Raw genomic sequence first — 17,712 nt, forward strand, 5'->3', positions numbered from 1 at the left:
GGACGTTGAAGGCATCATGAGCAACCTGGTTATTACCCTTGGCCTGGGCAGTGCCGCCCTGGCGCTGCTGTTCTTCCTGATCTACCGCTTCACGCGCCTGCGCGCCTATCATGCGGCTGCCGTCGTGGTGGCGGTCATGCTGTTCGTGTTCATCCCGGCTTCCATCCTTACCTGGCAGGGGGCCGATGTCTTCGCCATCCATCTGGCGCTGTACGTGATTGTGCCTTACGGGCTCGGGATCGTGTTCAGCCAGAAGGAGGCCGAGGCAGCCGCCGGCAAGGCCCACGTGGGTCGTTTGCACTGGGCCCCGATGGTGATCGTCGGGTTCTTTACCATCATCGCGACGGTTCAGGCCGTGCTGATTACCCTCGCCCACAACGGCATGCCGGACCGTTTCATCGGTACCCTGCTGCCCGAGCCGGACGCCCCCGTGGAGCGTGTGACCTCGGCGTTCCCGGGGCTGGTCGACGGCTTCGAGGACCGCGACCAGGCGCTGGCGGTACATCGCATGAGCGAACTGGAGGAACAGGCCTCGCGTGGCTGGGAGATCCGGCAGGGGTGGCTGGGAGAGCCCCGCAAGGGGGAGACCGAGACCCTGCGGGTCGAGGTCCGCGACGCCGAGGGCCGGCCTCTGGAAGGGGCAGAGGTCACGGGTACTTTCCTCTGGCTCGCCGACCATCGCAAGGATCAGCCCTTCGCCATGCGCGAACGCGGTGACGGATTCTACGAGGTCGACGTGGCCCTTCCCGAGGCCGGGCGCTGGGACCTGCGCTTCTTCGTCGAACGCGACGGGGCGCAGGTCGAACAGCAGGCGAACACGCGCGTTCACGGTCACTCGGGCTGACGGCGCGGGTCCCGATGAGGCCATGCGTCTGACCCTGTCGTGAGCCAGCATGCGGTGAACGAACCGGCCCCGTCGGAGGCGGCGCCGGAGGAGCACTGTTTTCACTGCGGTCTCGAGGTGCCCCCCGGTGCCGACTACCCGGTGGAGTTCGAGGGCACCTGGCGCCCCACCTGCTGCCCCGGCTGCCAGGCCGTTGCGGGCGCGATCATCGAGCGCGGCCTGGGGTCGTATTATCATCATCGCACCGCGCCGCCGGCCGCATCGGGCGACAGCATCGTCCCCGACGAGCTGCGCGAACTCGAACTGTTTGACGCCCCGGCGGTTCAGCGCCAGTTCGTGACGGCGCGCGAGGCCGCCTCCGGTGAACGTCGCGAGGCGTCGCTGATCCTCGAGGGCATCACCTGTGCGGCCTGCGTCTGGCTGAACGAGCGCCACGTCCAGGCACTGGACGGCGTCGAGGAATTTCGCGTCAACTACTCCACGCATCGGGCCCGGGTGACCTGGGACCCCGAGCGTCTGGCGCTGTCCGATATCCTGCGTGCGATCCGGGACATCGGTTATCGCGCCCATCCCTACGACCCCGGCACGCGCGAACAGGCTCTGGCGCGCGAACGCGGGCTCGCCCTGCGTCGCCTGGGGGTTGCCGCGCTCGGCATGATGCAGGTGATGATGCTCGCCGTGGCCCTGTGGCTGGGCGAGGGAGATCCGCAGCACGAGTCGATCAACGATTTCATGCGCCTGGTGGCCGCGATCTTCGCCACACCGGTGGTGCTGTACTCCGCGATTCCGTTCTATCAGAGCGCGTGGCGGGACCTGCGCCACCGACAACTGGGAATGGACGTGCCGGTCAGCATCGCGATCATCGCGACCTACCTGGCGAGCGTGTGGGCGGTGTTCTCCGGCACCGGCGAGCATGTCTATTTCGAGTCGGTGGTGATGTTCGTCTTCTTCCTGCTGACCTCGCGTTACCTCGAGTTGATGGCGCGCCAGCATGCGAGCGAAGCGGTGGATCGCATGGATCGTCTGGTCCCGGCGATCGCACGCCGGGTCACCGCCCATGGTGAAACCGAGTCGGTGCCGGTGGCCGAGCTCGAGCCCGGCGATCGGGTGCAGGTGCGGCCGGGTGAATCCGTGCCTGCGGACGGCGTGGTGGTGGATGGGCGATCGACGGTGAACCGGGCCCTGCTGACCGGGGAACCCGAGCCGCGCCCGGCCAGTGCCGGTACCGACGTCGTCGGAGGCACGGTGAACGTCGAGAGCCCGCTGGTGGTGGAGGTGCGCCGGGTCGGAGCGGAGACCACCCTGGCGGCGATCCAGCGACTGCTGGATCGGGCGCAGACCGAAAAGCCGCGGGTCGCGCGCATGGCCGAGGCCGGTACCGGGTGGTTCGTCGCCGCGGTGCTGATCCTCACGCTGCTGGCCGGGCTTGTCTGGTATTTCCTGATCGACCCGGCCCGCGCCCTGTGGGTGATGGTCGCCATGCTGGTCGCGACCTGCCCGTGCGCCCTCGCCCTGGCGACGCCGGTGGCGCTCACCGCGACCACGGGGACCCTGACGCGCGACGGCGTTCTGCTGACCCGGGGCTCCGCGCTGGAGGCCCTGCCCGGTGTCACCACCGTGTGCCTGGACAAGACGGGAACGCTTACCGAAGGGCGGCCCCGCCGGGTGGCGACCGAGGTACATGACCCCGCTTTCGATCCCGGGCGCGCGCTGGCCTGGGCCGCGGCTCTGGAGCGGCATTCCGAACACCCGCTGGCACGCGCGCTGGTCGCCGAGGCGGGCGGGCAGCCGGTCGCGGCCGGGGTCGAGAATCACCCCGGCGAGGGTCTGACCGGCACGATCGACGGGCATCCGGTCGCTGTCGGCGGCGCGTCGCTGATGCCCGCCGTCCCGCCAACCGGCCCGAACACCTCGCCCGACCCGCTGGCCTCGCCGGTGTGGCTGGCGGTGGATGGCCGGGTGGTGGCGACCTTCTGGCTGGCGGATACCCCGCGCGCCGAGGCCGCGGACACGGTCCGGGCCCTGCAGGACCGCGGCCTGCGGGTGGTCCTGCTGACCGGCGACCGGCCCGAGGCGGCAGCGAGTTTCGCCGAGCGGCTCGGGATCGCGGAAGCCCACGGGGGGTTGTCGCCGGACGACAAGCTGGCCCATGTGCGCGAACGTCAGGCACGTGGCGAGTGCGTGCTGATGGCGGGCGAGGGGGTCAACGATGCTCCCGTGCTGGCCGGGGCCGACGTATCCCTGGCGATGGGCGGCGGCAGCAGCCTCGCGCGCACCCGCGCGGACCTGGTGCTGCTGTCGGATCGCCTCGACCGCCTGCCCGGCGTGTTCGAGCGGGCCGGGGCGACGCGGCACGTGATTCGGCAGAACATCATCTGGGCCATCGGCTACAACGTCGTGGCCCTGCCCGTGGCCGCTTCCGGCATCCTGACCCCGTGGCTGGCCGCGCTGGGGATGTCGCTCAGTTCGCTGCTGGTGGTGGGCAACGCCCTGCGCCTGCGGCCGCCGCGCCCGCGTGACTCGACCTGAGCGGTACCCGCGCGGGGTTTTGACGCCCGCGGATGCCTCCGTACACTGGAGGCATGAACATCCTGTACCTGCTCATTCCGCTGGCCATGCTGTTCGCCCTGGTGGTCGGACTGCTGTTGCTGTGGGCGATCCGCTCCGGACAGTACGATGACCTCGAGGGGCCGGCCCACCGTATCCTGATGGACGACGATGACCCCAGGATTCCCACGCAGCCCCCGGCCAGCGGGTCCGGCGGGGACGGGGCGGAGAAAGAGCGGCATGAGGACGACGGACAGTCCCGGACCTCCCGGAGTCCGGAGGAGGCCGGTTCGGGAGCGCGCAACGGCTGACCCCCTTGCGCCCGCCGCCGAACCGGCTTAATCTTGCCCCCGAAAACGTAATGGATGTTGAGGTGCCGTCATGCGTAACTGGTTTACCTTCGAGAATTTCCCGCTGACCTTCACGGCGGCGCTGATCATTTTCTCCTGGTTCAGCTTCTTCTCGGTGATCCTCTTCGGCTGAGGGAGCACCGGAAGACCGCTAACGCAAAAGCCCCCGGCGACGCGAATCGCCGGGGGCTTTTTCGATCACGGCCCCTGCGAAAGGGCGCAAATCCGCGAATCAGTGGGCGAAGGCCGTACGGATCTTGCGGATCGCGGCATTCTCGATCTGCCGGATGCGTTCTGCCGAGACCCCGTATTCCGCCGCCAGCTCGTGGAGCGTGGCCTTCTGCTCGCCCATGTAGCGGCGCATCAGGATGTCGCGCGAACGCTCGTCCAGGCCTTCCAGGGTCTCGCCCAGGCGCGAGCGATAATGCGCCTCCCAGTCGGCCTCCTCGGCCATCCGGGCGGGATCGTCGCTCATGTCCTCCAGGCTCAGGCGCTGTGCCGGCGCCAGGGCCGCGCGCTCCTCGTCATCGCTTTCGGGCAGCGGGTCGAAGCTGGTGTCCTGGCTGGCCAGGCGGTTCTCCATCTCCCAGACTTCCGCCTCGCTGACGCCGAGGTCCTCGGCCACGGCCGACACCTCCTCGCGGTTCATCCAGCCCAGGCGCTGCTTGGCACTGCGCAGGTTGAAGAACAGCTTGCGCTGCGCCTTGGTTGTCGCGACCTTCACGATGCGCCAGTTGCGCAGGATGTACTCGTGGATCTCGGCCCGGATCCAGTGTACGGCGAAGGAGACCAGGCGCACGCCCTGGTGCGGGTCGAAACGCCGCACGGCCTTCATCAGGCCCACGTTGCCTTCCTGGATCAGATCGCCCAGCGGCAGGCCGTAGCCCTTGTAGCCGCGGGCCACGTGCACCACGAACCGCAGGTTGTGCAGAATCAGGCTGCGGGCGGCCTCGAGGTTGTTGCGCTCGTGCAGTTCCAGCGCCAGTTCGCGCTCCTGCTCGACGTCCAGCACCTCGATCTGCGATACCGCCTGCATGTAATGATTGAGATCGCCCACCGGGACGGGCATGTCCGCGCGATGGGGCATCAGTGCCTGACTCATGGATTCGCATCCCTCCGTTCGTAACCGTTTCAACCTTAGCACTCGATTCCTTGGAGTGCTAAACCCCGCAAGAGTTCCGGAATATGGGGTGTCCGGCCCGTATTTCAAGCCAGCCGGCTGCGCGGGGATTCACCTGCGGAGATTCAGGGGGCATCGCGCAGGGCATGGCCGCTGCCCAGGCGCGCGCCGGCCCAGCCGAGCAGCACCGCCGCCGTGATGATGCCAAGCGCGACTTCCGGTCCCGGCAGTCGCAGCGCGTAGTCGATGTCGAATGCCCCGGCGGCCGACTCCAGCGGTTCGCGCGCCTGCCAGGTGCCGAGGTAGAGCAGGAGCACGGCGAACAGCCCGCCGCCCAGCCCGCCATAGATGCCGCCGTAGAGCGATGGTCGGCGGAGGAAACGGTGGGTTGCGCCGCTGATCCGCGCGATGGTGATCTCCTCGCGCCGCTCGCGCAGTTCCGACGCGCTGGCCAGCGCCAGCACCAGCAGGGCACCCAGGCCCAGCAGGCCGGCGACGATCGTGAGGACCCGCGCACCGAGCTGGTACAGCGCGTTGAGCTGGCGCACCCACTCGTCATCGCTGACCAGCGTAGCGTCGGGGAAACGCTCCGCCAGGGTCGTCTCGAGGCGCGTGACCGTTTCCGGATCACTGCGCTGCGGCACCACGTCCAGGGTGTCCGGCAGGGGGTTGCCGTCCATCCAGTCGAGCAGGGCCGGGTCGGCCAGGTCGGCGCGATAGTCCTCGAGGGCGCGTTCGGCCGGGATGGCCGTCACGCGGCCGACATCCGCGAGCCGCTCCAGCTCCCGGGCCTGCTCCTGCAGTGCGTCGGACTCGCCGGCTTCCAGATAGACCGCGATGCGCGGTTCATGGTCGACGTGAGCGGAGAGTGCCCGCGCATTGTCCAGCAGGACCCACAGGAATGCAGGAAGCGCGAGGATGAAACCCAGCACCGCGATGCTGATCAGCGACATGACCGGGGCCTGCAGCCGCCGTGCGAGGCTGCGCCGCGCGGCGTCCGCGTGGGCCTCGCGCCACGCGCCCAGGCGGTCGCGCAGGGCCCGGGCGCGGTTCATGCGCCGGCCTCCTGGCGCGCGCGGGCCTCGATGCGCCCGTCTTCCAGATGCAGCACCGGGTGCGGCATGCGTTCGACCAGATCCTGATCGTGCGAGGCGACCAGCGCGGTCATGCCGATGCGGTTGAAGTCGGCGAACAGGGCGAGGATCTCGCGCGACAGCGCCGGGTCGAGGTTCCCGGTGGGCTCGTCCGCCAGCAGCAGGGCCGGGCGGTGGACGATCGCGCGGGCGATCCCGACCCGCTGCTGTTCCCCGGCCGACAGGGTCTGTGGCCGTGCCCCTTCGCGCTGCAGCAGGCCCACCTTGTCCAGCGCCGCGCGCACCCGGCGGCGGATCTCGGGTCGCCGGTACCCCATGATCTCCAGCGGCAGGGCGATGTTGTCGTACACCGGGCGGTCATACAGCAGGCGGTGATCCTGGAATACCAGTCCGATGCTGCGGCGAAATTGCGGGATGTCGCGCGCGGAGAGCTGATCGAGATCAAAGCCGTTGACCCGCAGGCGGCCACGGGTCGGACGTTCCAGCCCGGCAATCAGGCGCAGCAGGGTACTCTTGCCCGCCCCGGACGGGCCGGTGATGAACGCCATCACCCCGGGGTCGATCTTCAGGCTGACCTGACTGAGGGCCTCGGAGCGGGAGCCGAACCGCTTGGTGACGCGCTGCAGGAAGATCATCGACGGGTCAGTCGTCGTCCCGGCCGAGCAGGGCCCGTACGAAGCTGCGGGCGTCGAAGGGCTGCAGGTCCTCGGGCTTCTCGCCCACGCCAATGAAACGCACCGGGACGCCCAGCTGTTCCGCCAGGGCGAAGATCATCCCGCCCTTGGCGGTACCGTCCAGCTTGGTGACGACGATGCCGGTCAGGCCCAGCGCCTCGTGGAACTGCTGCGCCTGGCTCAGGGCGTTCTGCCCGGTGCCGCCGTCCACCACCAGCAGGACCTCGTCCGGGGCCTGCGCATCCAGCCGGCCCATCACCCGCTTGACCTTGCGTACTTCGTCCATGAGGTTGGTCTGGGTGTGCAGGCGCCCGGCGGTGTCGGCGATCATCACGTCGATGCCGCGCGAGGTGGCGGCCTGAAGGCCGTCGTAGACGACCGAGGCGGAGTCGGCGCCGGTGCCCTGGGCGATCACCGACACCTCGTTGCGTTCGCCCCAATTCTGCAGCTGTTCCACCGCCGCGGCGCGGAAGGTGTCGCCGGCGGCCAGCATCACGGAGAAGTCGTCGGCGCGGAAGTGATGGGCCAGCTTGCCGATGGTGGTGGTCTTGCCCGCGCCGTTGATGCCCACCACCAGGATGGAGAACGGCCGCCCCGGATCATCGGGCAGGGTCAGCGGTTCGGAGACCGGTTCCAGCACCTCGATCATCGCGTTTTCCAGCGCGTCCATCAGCGCTTCGGCGTTGTCGAGCTCGCGCCGCTTCACCTCGCCGGTGATTCGGTCCATGATCTTCTGCGTGGCTTCCAGGCCGACATCCGCCATCAGCAGGCGCTCTTCCAGTTCCTCGAAGAGCTCGTCGTCGATGCGCCGGCGGAACAGGCTGCCGAGATCGGCGTTGAGCACCTGGCCGGTTTTGGACAGGCCCTGGCGCAGGCGCTGGAACCACCCGCTGCGCGCCGGTTTTTCCTCGGCGGCCGGTGTCGCGTCGTTCGCGGAGTCTTCGGACTTTTTCTTTTTGCGGAAACCGAACATGCCCGGAGAGGTCTGTTGAGAGATGCACAATCCTAGCACGAGGCAGGAGCGCAAAATGCGTGTTCACGTCCCGGGGTTGGCCCCGTTGCTGTTTTGCCTGACGGCCCTGTTCGCGGCTCCCGCCGCGGCATCCGGGTCCATCACCGACAATGTTGTCGAGACCCGTCTGGACAACGGCCTGACCGTCCTGGTGCTGGAGGACCGGCGGGCGCCGGTGGTTTCCACCCAGATCTGGTATCGCGTGGGCTCGGCCGACGAATACGGCGGGGTCACCGGCATCTCGCACATGCTGGAACACATGATGTTCCGCGGCTCCGAGGCCTTCGAGCCCGGTGAATTCTCGCGCGTCGTGTCGCGCCTGGGTGGTCGCGAGAACGCGTTTGTCGGGCGCGACTACACCGGCTATCACCAGCTGCTGGGCAGCGACCACTGGGAGACCCTGCTGGAGATGGAGGCCGAGCGCATGCAGCACCTGCGCCTGACCGAGGAGGAATTCCTGCCCGAGCGCGAGGTGGTGCGCGAAGAACGGCGCCAGCGCGTCGAGGACCGGCCCAACGCGCGCCTGCGCGAGGCGTTCATGGCCACGGCCTTCCATGCCGATCCCTACGGCCAGCCGGTGATCGGCTGGATGAGCGACATCGACGAGTACAGCGTGGAGGCCCTGCAGGACTGGTACGACACCTGGTACACCCCGGATAACGCGGTGGTCGCGGTGGTCGGGGACGTCGACGCGGACGCGGTGGCGGCTGCCGCCGAACGCCATTTCGGCGACATCCCCGCCGGCGCGGGCGGGGAACGCCCGGCGCGCAGCGAACCCCAGCAGACCGGAGAGCGGCGCATCACCGTACAGGTGCCGGCCGAACTGCCCTACGTGATGATGGGCTGGAAGGCGCCGTCGCTGAATTCGCTGGAAGAGCCGGACGATGCCTATGCCCTGCTGGTGCTGGAGGGGGTGCTGTCCTCCGGCGAGGCCTCGCGGCTCGCCCGCGAGCTGGAGCGCGGCCGCGAGATCGCCGGCTCCGCGTCGGCCAGCTACAGCCCGTTCACCCGCCGTGACGGGCTGTTCATGCTGGGCGGGGTGCCGGCGGCGGACACCGATCCCGGGGAACTGGAGGCCGCCCTGCGCGAGCAGATCGAGCGCCTGCGCGAGGAGCCGGTGGGCGAAGATGAACTGGAACGCGTGCAGGCGCGGGTCGTGGCGTCCGAGGTCTACGGCCGCGACTCGGTGCATGCGCAGGCGTCGCAGCTGGCGATGCTGGAGACGGTCGGCATCGGCTGGCGTGAGCTGGGCGCCTTCGTCGAGCGGGTGCGCGCGGTCACCGCGGAGGATGTGCGTCGCGTCGCGCAGGAATATCTGGTGCCGGAGACCCTGACGGTGGGGATCCTGGATCCGCTGCCGCTGGATGAACGCGAGTCGGAGGAACCGGCCGCCGAATATGGAGGTGACCTGTGATTCGCTGGACGGGAGTGGTGCTGGCGGCGCTGTGCGCGGCGCCCGCGGCGGCGATGGAGATCGACCGCTGGGAGACCGACGAGGGCCTGCAGGCGCTGTACGTCGAGGCGCCCGAACTGCCCATGGTGGACCTGCGCCTGACCTTTGATGCCGGTGCGGCGAGGGACGGCGAATTGCCGGGGCTGGCGCGCATGACCAGCCGGAGCCTGCGTCACGGCACGACGGAGATGGATGCCGATGCGCTGGCCGAGCGTTTCGAGTCCGTCGGTGCCCGCTTCAGTACCAGCTCCCAGCGGGACATGGCCGTGGTCTCGCTGCGCAGTCTCACCGAGACGGACTGGCTCGACACCGCGATGGAAACCCTGACCACGGTCCTCGCGGAACCCGCCTTCCCCGAGGACGACTTCGACCGGGCGCGGCGCCAGGCCCTGCTGGGACTGCAACGGGAGCGTCAGGAGCCGGGCAGCGTGGCCGCGCGGCGTTTCCACGAGCTGGTTTACGCCGATCATCCGTACGCCAACTGGCCGGCGGGGGATCGCGAGAGTCTGGAGGCGCTGAGCCCCGAGGACGCGCGCGGCTTCTTCGAGCGGTATTACACGGCGCGCAACGGCGTGCTGGCGATCACCGGCGGCGTGGATCGCCGGCAGGCCGAAGCTCTGGCGGCGCGTGTCTCGCAGGCCCTGCGCCCCGGTGAACCGGCCGAACCGCTGCCGCCGGTGCCGCCGCTGGAGGGTGCGGTGACGGAGCATGTCCCGTTCCCCTCGGAGCAGGCGCACATCCGCATCGGCGCACCGGCCCTGCGGCGTGGTGACGATGCCTATTACCCGCTGACCCTGGGCAACCACGTCCTGGGCGGAGGTGGCTTCACCTCGCGTCTGTTCCGCGAACTGCGCAGCGAGCGCGGACTGGCCTATTCCGTCAGCAGCGGGTTCGGGTCGCGCGCCGCGGAGGGGCCGTTCAGCGTCTCCATGCAGACCGGCACCGAGCAGACCGGCGAGGCGGTGGAAGCCCTGCACGAGCAGATCCGGCGCTGGCATGCCGAGGGCGTGGAGCCGGCCGAGCTGGAGGCCTCGCGCGCCAACGTGGTCAACGGCTTCCCGCTGCGCCTGGCGTCCAGCTCGGGGATCGTGTCGCATCTGGCCCTGATCGGTTTCTACGATCTCGGCGCGGATTATCTGACGCACTACCCCGCACGGATGGAAGCGGTGACGCCGGACGACGTGCAGCGGGCCATACGGGAACGGGTCGATCCGCAGGCCCTGGTCACGGTGATCGTTGGTGGCGAAGAACCGTAGGCGCGGGGCGGGTTCCGCGCGGCGCCGCGGCCACGAGTCCCGGGTCCGCATCATCGGCGGCGCGTGGCGCCGGCGCTGGCTGCCGGTGGCCGACGTACAGGGCCTGCGTCCTACCGCCGACGCCCTGCGCGAGACCCTGTTCAACTGGCTGCAGCCGCATCTGCCCGGTGCGCGGGTGCTGGACCTGTACGCCGGTACCGGGGCCCTGGGGTTCGAGGCCGCGTCGCGCGGGGCGCAGTCGGTGCTGATGGTGGAGCGCGACCGGCGTGCCGTCGCGCGGCTGCAGCAGGCCGTCGAAGAGCTGGGCGCCAGCGGCGTGGAGGTGCGCTGCGCCGATGCGGCGCGCCTGCTGGAGGCGGGCCCGGACGTCGTCGCCCCGTTCCACGTGGTGTTCCTCGACCCGCCGTTCGAGCGCGACCTGCTCGCCCCGGCTCTGCGCACCCTGGCGGGTGAGGGCTGGCTGGCGCCCGGGGGGCGCGTGTATGTCGAGCTGGAAGCCCATCGCGACCCGGCGGAGGTGACGGGGGCGCAGTGGCACATCCTGCGCGAGCGCACCGCAGGGCAGGCCCGGGGGCTGCTGCTGGAGCCGGCGGAGCCGCTTTTTTGCAGTACCCTGGGGCATTCGCTACCGTAGGATCATCCGTTCAAGGCATTTCCATCCGCGTGCGGGGCCGGCGTCAGCGTCCCACGACCCGGCCGCCACGCTACCCATGCACAAGGGGAGTCATCCATGGATGAATCATCCACCCCCGGTCTGTCCCAGACGCGCGTGCGCGGCTTCGGGGTCATCTGCAGTCCGGTCTTCATCATCGCCAGCATCATCATCGTGGCCTTCGTGCTTTTCGGGGCGGCGTTTTCCGAGACGGCCGAAGGCCTGTTCGTGCAGACGCGCGACGGCATCTCCCGTTACCTCGGCTGGTACTACATGCTGGTGGTGACGATCTTCCTGATCTTTGCCCTGTACCTGATGTTCAGCCGTTACGGCGGGGTGCGTCTGGGCGATCAGTTCGAACCCCCGCGTTTCAGCTATGCGTCCTGGTTCGCGATGCTGTTCTCCGCCGGCATGGGCATCGGGCTGCTGTTCTTCTCCATCGCCGAGCCGATGTACCACTACATGTCGCCGCCGCATGCCGAGGGTGAATCCAGCGCGGCGGCGATGGAGGCGATGCGCTACACCTTCTTCCACTGGGGACTGCACGCCTGGGCGATCTACATCATCGTGGGTCTGTCGCTGGCCTACTACGCCTACCGACACAACCTGCCGCTGCTGATCCGCTCCTCGCTGTACCCGTTCATCGGCGACCGCATCTACGGCCCGTGGGGGCACCTGGTCGACATCCTTGCACTGTTCGGGACCATGTTCGGGGTCGCGACCTCGCTGGGTCTGGGGGTCATGCAGATCAACTCGGGCCTCAACTTCGTCTTCGGCATCGAGGAAACCACCCTGAACCAGGTCGTGCTGGTCGCGATCATCACCCTGATCGCGGTGGGCTCCGTGGCCCTGGGCGTGGACCGCGGGATCAAGCGGCTGTCCAACTTCAACATCGGCCTGAGCGTGGTGCTGATCGCGCTGCTGCTGGTGCTCGGGCCCACACTGTTCATCCTGCGGACCCTGGTCGAATCCACCGGGGTCTATGTCCAGAACCTGCCCGCGATGAGCCTGTGGGCCGATACCATCGAGGATTCCGGCTGGGCCACGACCTGGACCATCTTCTACTGGGGCTGGTGGATCTCCTGGGCGCCGTACGTCGGCATGTTCATCGCGCGGGTCTCGCGCGGGCGCACCATCCGCGAATTCGTGACTGGCGTGCTGCTGGCGCCCACCGCGGCCGGGTTCGTCTGGCTGTCGGTGTTCGGCGGCACGGCTATGGGCTTCCAGCTGGACGGCGTGGCCGACGTGGCCGGGCAGGTGTCCGAACAGATGGAGACCGCGCTGTTCCTGACCATCGAGGCCCTGCCGATGCTGGACTGGATGGCGATCGCGGTGATGAGCGCGGCAACCCTGCTGATCGTCACCTTCTTCGTCACCTCCTCGGACTCCGGTTCGCTGGTGATCGACACCCTGGCCTCGGGTGACGTGCGCAATCCCACCGTGACCCAGCGCGTGTACTGGGCCGTGGCCGAAGGGATCGTGGCCTCGGTGCTGCTGGTGGCCGGGGGGCTGGGCGCGCTGCAGGCGGCGGCCATCAGTGTCGGCCTGCCGTTCTCCATCGTGATGCTGATCATGATGGTGGGGCTGTACCGCTCGCTGCAGCAGACCGAGGCCGTCACGCCCAGCCGTTATCAGCGCGAGGCACCGCCGCCGCATACGCTGTTCGGCTACACCGAAGACCTCGACGAGAAGATCCGCTAGGAGGCATCGATGTCACAGGTGGCACTGCTGGGCTGCGGGCTGATGGGGACCCCCATGGGCCTGCGGCTGCTGGACGCGGGGTTCCCGCTGCAGGCATACAACCGCACCCCGGCGCGGGCCGAGGATCTGGCCCGCGCCGGGGCAACCGTGTATTCCACCCCGGACGCCGCGGTACAGGGCGCGGACTGGGTGATTCTGATGCTCAGCGATGCCCGTGCCATCGAGTCCGTGCTCGCCGATCTTTCCCCGGGAACGCTCGACGGGCGCTGTTTCATCCAGATGGGCACGATCCTGCCGGCCGAGAGCCGGGCCCTGGGCGAGCGCGTGCGGGCGGCCGGGGGGTGTTATGTCGAGGCCCCGGTGCTGGGGTCCATTCCCGAGGCGCGCGACGGGCGGCTGCTGATCATGGCCGGTGCCGAGCATGAGGTGGACGTGGAGCGGGTCGCCCCGGTGCTGGAGGCCCTGGGCAGCACGGTCCGGCATGTGGGCGGCCCGGGGCAGGGTGCCGCGCTCAAGCTGGCCTTCAACCAGCTGATCGCCAGCCTTACGGCGGCATTCTCGCTGAGCCTGGGACTGGTGCGCCGCGAGGGTGTGGAGGTCGACACCTTCATGGAGATCCTGCGCGAGAGCGCCCTCTACGCACCCACCTTCGACAAGAAGCTGGACAAGATGTGCTCCGGGGAATTCGGGACCGCCAACTTCCCGGTCAAGCATCTGCTCAAGGACGTGCGCCTGACCCATCAGGCAGCCGCCGACGCGGGACTGTCCGACCCCTGGTTGCCATTGCTGGCGGATCTGCTCGAGCAGGCCGCCGACCGGGGACTGGGCGATGCCGACTACTCGGCCATCTATTCGTCCATCGTGCCGGAGGCCGGCAACCGCGGCTGACCCGCGTCAGCGCACTTCGGCGAGCAGCTGCCGGGCCATGCGTTCGGCCTGCGAGCCGTAGCCGCCGCCGAACAGGTGGTCGTGGTTGAGGATGTGGTACAGGTTGTACAGCGTGCGGCGGGTGGCGTAGCCCGGATCCAGCGGCCGCTGTTCGGCGTAGGCCGCGAAGAAGTCCCGCCCGGGGTGCCCGAACAGTTCCATCATCGCCAGGTCGGCCTCCGGGTCGCCGTAATAGGTGGCCGGGTCGAACAGCGTCGGCCGGCCGTCGCCGAGGAAGTCCCAGTTGCCGCTCCACAGGTCGCCGTGCAGCAGTGACGGCTGCGGGTGGTAGTCCGTAAAGAAGCCGTCCAGGCGCTCCTCCAGCTCGGCCAGGGTGTCCAGACGCCCGCGCGGGGCCCCGCGGTCGCGGGCCAGGCGGCGCTGGAACCCCAGGCGCTCCTCGCGATAGAAATCCACCCAGTCCGCATGCGGCCGATTGGACTGTGGCGTGGATCCGATGAAATTGTCCTCGTCGAGGCCGAAGCGGCTGGCGGTGTGCGCATGCATGTCGGCGATGCCGTGCGCCAGCGCCACCGCGTCGCGCGGGCCGCCCAGGTCCAGGTCCTCGATGATCAGGAAACGGGCGCCGGCAGCCTCGCCGGTGCCGATCACCGCGGGGATCTTCAGTACCTCGCAGCGCTGCAGTTCGGTCAGGCCACGGGCCTCGGCAGCGAACATGCCGGCGTGGTCGCCGCGGTTGAGCTTGACGAAGAAGCGGCGGCCGTCGGTGCCCTCCAGACGCAGGGCCTGGTTGATGGAGCCGCCGGAACGTGCGCTGCGGCCTGTCGCCTCGAACGGTACTCCGGTATGGTCCGTGATGCACCGGGCCAGGGCGCCGGTCAGGTCGTCGTCCCGTGCGCTGCTTCGCGTCATGTGTCTGTCTCCCGTGGCGGATGTGGCTGACAGGTTAACCACTACACACCCCGAACGTCAGGAGTCCCGAGATGGCCTTCCGCAAACTGGAACCCCTATGCGACAAGATCGGGGCGGAGCAGATCCGCGCCGTGATCGACGAGTTTTATCGCCGCGTGTCGGCCGATCCGCGGATCGGGCACCACTTCGAGCGCATCGAGGATTTCGAGGATCACGTACGGCGGATCAGCGATTTCTGGTACCAGAACCTGGGCGGGCGCCTGGAACAGCCACCGACCATCGACATGGTGGGCAAGCACGCGCCGCTGAAGCTGACCGAAGACGATCTTCAGGCGTGGATGGAGCACTTCCGTGCGACCACCGACGAGATGCTGGATCCGGCGCACGCGAAGGAATGGCAGCAGCTGGCCGAGGGTATCGCCAGCCGCATGCGTCAGGACATCCTGACCGGCTGAGGCGGCGTCAGCAGGGGTCCGCGCCGCCGCCGGGAAAGCCGCAGTAGCCGCGATTCAGGGCGATGTCGTCCCCGCCGTGCACATCGCGCAGATGGGCCTGACGGGCCTCGGCCAGGTGCGGTTCCGCCGTGACCGGGTACAGCAGTCTGGCCATCGACGGCGGTTCCTGACCGAGACGCACGGCGTACAGGATGCGGTAGGCGTACACCCGGCGGATGTACTTGCGGGTCTCGGAGAAAGGGATCAGTTCCGCCCAGATGTCCGCATCCAGGGTCTCGCCGTCTTCCGGCAGCCATTGCCGGACCCGGTGGGCCCCGGCGTTGTAGGCGGCGGTGGACAGCAGCCCGTGGCCGCCGAAGCGCTCCTGATTGCGCCCGAGATAGTAGGTGCCCAGGCGGGCATTGTTCGCGGGCTCGAGGATGTCCCAGTCGGAATTCACCTGCACGCCGGCGGCCGAGGCGATGTTGCGCCCGGTGGCCGGCATGATCTGCATGATGCCCAGCGCGCCCGCGTGTGAACGCACGTCATGCAGGAAAGCGCTCTCCTGGCGCGCGACCGCCATGGCCCAGGCCGGATCAATGCCCTGATCGCGGGCGCCGGCAACGATCAGATCGTCGAAGGCCAGCGGAAAGCGCAGTTCGACATCGTCCCACTGGCGCGCGCGGGCCACGGTGAAGATCGCCCGGTCGTGCCAGCCCCATTCGGCGAACTCGTGTGCCGCGGCCACCCGCTCGTCGTTGTCCATGCGCGCGACCGCATGCTGCCATTCGCGCCGCGCCTCGGCGTGGCGATCCAGCCGCAGCAGTTCGCGCATCCGCAGCATCGCGGGCTGGTTGCGCACGCGCACCCGCAGGCCGTTGTCCAGATCCGCGCGCCGATGTCCGATACGGTAAGGCTGCCCGATCCGGTCGGCGGCGAGAAACCCGTGGAAATTGCGTTCGGTGGCGGCCCGCTCGTAGTGATCGCGGGCTCTGTCCGTATTGCCCAGGGCCTCTTCGGCGCGCGCGAACCAGTAGCGCCACTGGGCCTCTTCGCGGGTCTCGCGCGGCATCGCGCGGACTGCGTCGCGCACGGTTTCCCAGTCCCCCGCCCGCAGGGCCACGCGTACCTGCCACTGGCGCAGCTGGGCGTCGAAGACCTCTTCGTCCAGTCCGGCGAGGAACTCGGGGGCCTCGTCGCGGTAGCGCACCGCCAGGCGCAGGCCCAGGGCGTGGGCCACCGCGTTGCGGCCCTCGCTATCCAGGGTCGCCGGGCCGTTCGTGGGCCGCTCCTGCCAGGTGTCCAGGGCGGCGTCCAGATCGGAGCGGATCCAGCGCTTCCAGGCGTCTTCGGCCATGGGGCCGGCCTGCGGGTGGTCGTCGGCGTCGAAGTCCGCCTGCGCCACCCGCCGTGGCCGTTCCCGGAGCTCCAGCCAGCGTTCGGCCCAGGCTTCGTCGTCACGGTCGAGGTAGCGGCGCAGGTAGCGGGCCAGCCCGGTCTGGCCGGCGTCCATGGCGAGGGCGAAGCGCTGCATCGCCAGTTCACTGGTCAGGCCGTCGGCCGCGCGCCAGGCATCCAGGGCCGGGTCGCAGGCCGAGGGCCGCGAATGGCCGTGCAGCCAGATCGATTCGATGTCTTCCAGGGCGGCGTCGTTCTCGTCCCGCTCCAGCAGGGCCTGGCGGCGATAGCAGTCTTGGGTCACCCCCGGGGAACGCTGGTCGTCGACCATCGCGAGCAGGGTATCCCATTCGGATTCCTCGCCGAGATGGCGCAGGTAGTTGGCGTACAGGCGGTCGGCCAGCGGGGTGTCGCCGTGATGCTCGAGGAATTCGCGCACCGCTTCGGGCTCCGCACGCCCGAGGTCACGGGCAAGGCGGCGGTAGTCGAGATACGGTGCGAGGGGGTAATCGGCCAGGGTCTCGCGCGCGCGCTCGAACGCCTCGGTGTGGCCCCGGTTGAGCGCCCGTTCGGCGGTGACGAACAGGCCGCGCTCGAAGGCGTAGCGAGTTTCTTCCGCGCCGGAACCGGAGTCCGCGGCAGAAGGGCCGCCGACCAGCAGGGTCAGGGTCATGGCGAGGACCATGCCCAGGGTGCCGGCGATCAGCCGCTGACGAATGCGCATGCCTGTGTCTCCTGAGACTCCGCGTATTCCACCATCATCCGTCAGGTCCGGCGGGCTGGCAATCCCCGTGCCCGTGTTTTGCGCGGCATGACGCGCAATGCCGCCCGATCAGCCGGAAAGCAGCAGGCTCTCGCCGCGGGCCAGCCCGTCGAGGGTCCAGGAGGCGACCCGGTAGCGCACCAGGCGCAGGGTCGGATGGCCGACCGCGGCGGTCATCCGCCGGACCTGGCGGTTGCGCCCTTCGTGCAGGGTGATCGCAAGCCAGCGGGTGGGGGTGTGGCGGCGAAAGCGCACCGGCGGGTCGCGTTCCGGCAGGTCCGGCGGGTCCATACGGTCGACCTTCGCCGGCAGGGTGAGTCCGTCGCGCAGTTCGACCCCGGTGCGCAGGGCGTCCAGTGCGGCCTCGTCGGGTTCGCCTTCCACCTGCACCCAGTAGGTCTTGCCCGCGGAGTCGGGACCGGGGCGGGTGATGCGGGCGTTCAGGGCGCCATCGTCAGTGAGCACCAGAAGGCCCTCGGAATCGCGGTCCAGACGTCCGGCCGGGTGCACGCCGGGCAGGTCGATGTAATCGGCCAGGGTGGGACGGCCCTCGCGGTCGGTGAACTGGCTGAGCACACCCCAGGGCTTGTGGAACAGAAGAATCCGGCTCATGC

At 69.2% G+C, this 17,712-nt stretch carries 16 protein-coding genes; 9 read left to right on the forward strand and 7 right to left on the reverse strand.

The window, feature by feature from the left end; all coding sequences use genetic code 11:
* Positions 1 to 16: 16 nt before the first annotated feature.
* The 3 genes from F573_RS0104415 to ccoS are packed head-to-tail and all read left to right on the forward strand — an operon-like array spanning position 17 to position 3,702.
* Positions 17 to 844 (forward strand): FixH family protein, encoded by an 828-nt coding sequence (locus F573_RS0104415; protein ID WP_019570138.1) that lies wholly within the window; start codon positions 17 to 19, stop codon positions 842 to 844.
* Between the two features lie 39 nt (positions 845 to 883).
* Complete coding sequence (locus F573_RS0104420; RefSeq protein WP_019021591.1) at positions 884 to 3,373, forward strand: heavy metal translocating P-type ATPase; 2,490 nt, start codon at positions 884 to 886, stop codon at positions 3,371 to 3,373.
* Positions 3,374 to 3,426: 53 nt separating this feature from the next.
* Positions 3,427 to 3,702 carry a cbb3-type cytochrome oxidase assembly protein CcoS gene (gene ccoS / locus F573_RS15545; RefSeq protein ID WP_019021592.1) on the forward strand — a complete coding sequence of 92 codons (276 nt, stop codon included), beginning with the start codon at positions 3,427 to 3,429 and terminating at the stop codon, positions 3,700 to 3,702.
* A 271-nt stretch (positions 3,703 to 3,973) separates the two neighbouring features.
* On the opposite strand, the gene rpoH is transcribed toward ccoS, so the two are convergent.
* The 4 genes from rpoH to ftsY all read right to left on the reverse strand — a co-directional run bounded on the left by rpoH (position 3,974) and on the right by ftsY (position 7,602).
* Positions 3,974 to 4,843: an RNA polymerase sigma factor RpoH gene (rpoH, locus tag F573_RS0104435; RefSeq protein ID WP_019021593.1), complete on the reverse strand. Its 870-nt coding sequence runs from the start codon at positions 4,841 to 4,843 to the stop codon at positions 3,974 to 3,976.
* A 143-nt stretch (positions 4,844 to 4,986) separates the two neighbouring features.
* Complete coding sequence (locus tag F573_RS0104440) at positions 4,987 to 5,916, reverse strand: ABC transporter permease (RefSeq protein WP_019021594.1); 930 nt, start codon at positions 5,914 to 5,916, stop codon at positions 4,987 to 4,989.
* Entirely contained in the window at positions 5,913 to 6,590 is a 678-nt protein-coding gene (ftsE, locus tag F573_RS0104445; RefSeq protein WP_019021595.1) for a cell division ATP-binding protein FtsE, read from the reverse strand. The genes F573_RS0104440 and ftsE overlap by 4 nt, the downstream gene beginning before the upstream one ends.
* A gap of 7 nt (positions 6,591 to 6,597) precedes the next feature.
* Positions 6,598 to 7,602: a signal recognition particle-docking protein FtsY gene (gene ftsY, locus F573_RS0104450; protein WP_019021596.1), complete on the reverse strand. Its 1,005-nt coding sequence runs from the start codon at positions 7,600 to 7,602 to the stop codon at positions 6,598 to 6,600.
* A gap of 55 nt (positions 7,603 to 7,657) precedes the next feature.
* On the opposite strand from ftsY, the gene F573_RS0104455 reads away from it, so the two are divergent.
* From F573_RS0104455 to F573_RS0104475, 5 genes are all read left to right on the forward strand, one after another.
* Positions 7,658 to 9,055 carry a pitrilysin family protein gene (locus F573_RS0104455; protein WP_038033188.1) on the forward strand — a complete coding sequence of 466 codons (1,398 nt, stop codon included), beginning with the start codon at positions 7,658 to 7,660 and terminating at the stop codon, positions 9,053 to 9,055.
* 53 nt (positions 9,056 to 9,108) lie between these two features.
* A complete protein-coding gene (locus tag F573_RS0104460) occupies positions 9,109 to 10,350 on the forward strand; it encodes a pitrilysin family protein (RefSeq protein ID WP_231384392.1) in 1,242 nt (413 codons plus the stop codon).
* Positions 10,334 to 10,984: a 16S rRNA (guanine(966)-N(2))-methyltransferase RsmD gene (rsmD, locus tag F573_RS0104465; RefSeq protein WP_019021599.1), complete on the forward strand. Its 651-nt coding sequence runs from the start codon at positions 10,334 to 10,336 to the stop codon at positions 10,982 to 10,984. Before F573_RS0104460 ends, rsmD begins: the two co-directional genes overlap by 17 nt.
* Before the next feature lie 96 nt (positions 10,985 to 11,080).
* Complete coding sequence (locus F573_RS0104470) at positions 11,081 to 12,703, forward strand: BCCT family transporter (protein ID WP_019021600.1); 1,623 nt, start codon at positions 11,081 to 11,083, stop codon at positions 12,701 to 12,703.
* Between the two features lie 9 nt (positions 12,704 to 12,712).
* Positions 12,713 to 13,591 carry an NAD(P)-dependent oxidoreductase gene (locus tag F573_RS0104475; protein WP_019021601.1) on the forward strand — a complete coding sequence of 293 codons (879 nt, stop codon included), beginning with the start codon at positions 12,713 to 12,715 and terminating at the stop codon, positions 13,589 to 13,591.
* Positions 13,592 to 13,597: 6 nt separating this feature from the next.
* On the opposite strand, the gene F573_RS0104480 is transcribed toward F573_RS0104475, so the two are convergent.
* On the reverse strand, positions 13,598 to 14,503 hold the full coding sequence (locus tag F573_RS0104480) for a fructosamine kinase family protein (RefSeq protein ID WP_019021602.1): 906 nt from the start codon (positions 14,501 to 14,503) through the stop codon (positions 13,598 to 13,600).
* Positions 14,504 to 14,574: 71 nt separating this feature from the next.
* On the opposite strand from F573_RS0104480, the gene F573_RS0104485 reads away from it, so the two are divergent.
* Positions 14,575 to 14,958: a group III truncated hemoglobin gene (locus tag F573_RS0104485; RefSeq protein WP_018869099.1), complete on the forward strand. Its 384-nt coding sequence runs from the start codon at positions 14,575 to 14,577 to the stop codon at positions 14,956 to 14,958.
* Between the two features lie 7 nt (positions 14,959 to 14,965).
* Here the strand turns inward: F573_RS0104485 and F573_RS0104490 are convergent, their stop codons facing one another.
* Positions 14,966 to 17,059 (reverse strand): transglycosylase SLT domain-containing protein, encoded by a 2,094-nt coding sequence (locus tag F573_RS0104490; protein WP_019021603.1) that lies wholly within the window; start codon positions 17,057 to 17,059, stop codon positions 14,966 to 14,968.
* 108 nt (positions 17,060 to 17,167) lie between these two features.
* Positions 17,168 to 17,710, reverse strand: coding sequence for a pseudouridine synthase (locus F573_RS0104495; protein WP_019021604.1), 543 nt, complete (start codon positions 17,708 to 17,710; stop codon positions 17,168 to 17,170).
* Positions 17,711 to 17,712: the final 2 nt, after the last annotated feature.

This window comes from Thioalkalivibrio sp. ALE23 (assembly GCF_000378545.1).
GTDB lineage: Bacteria > Pseudomonadota > Gammaproteobacteria > Ectothiorhodospirales > Ectothiorhodospiraceae > Thioalkalivibrio.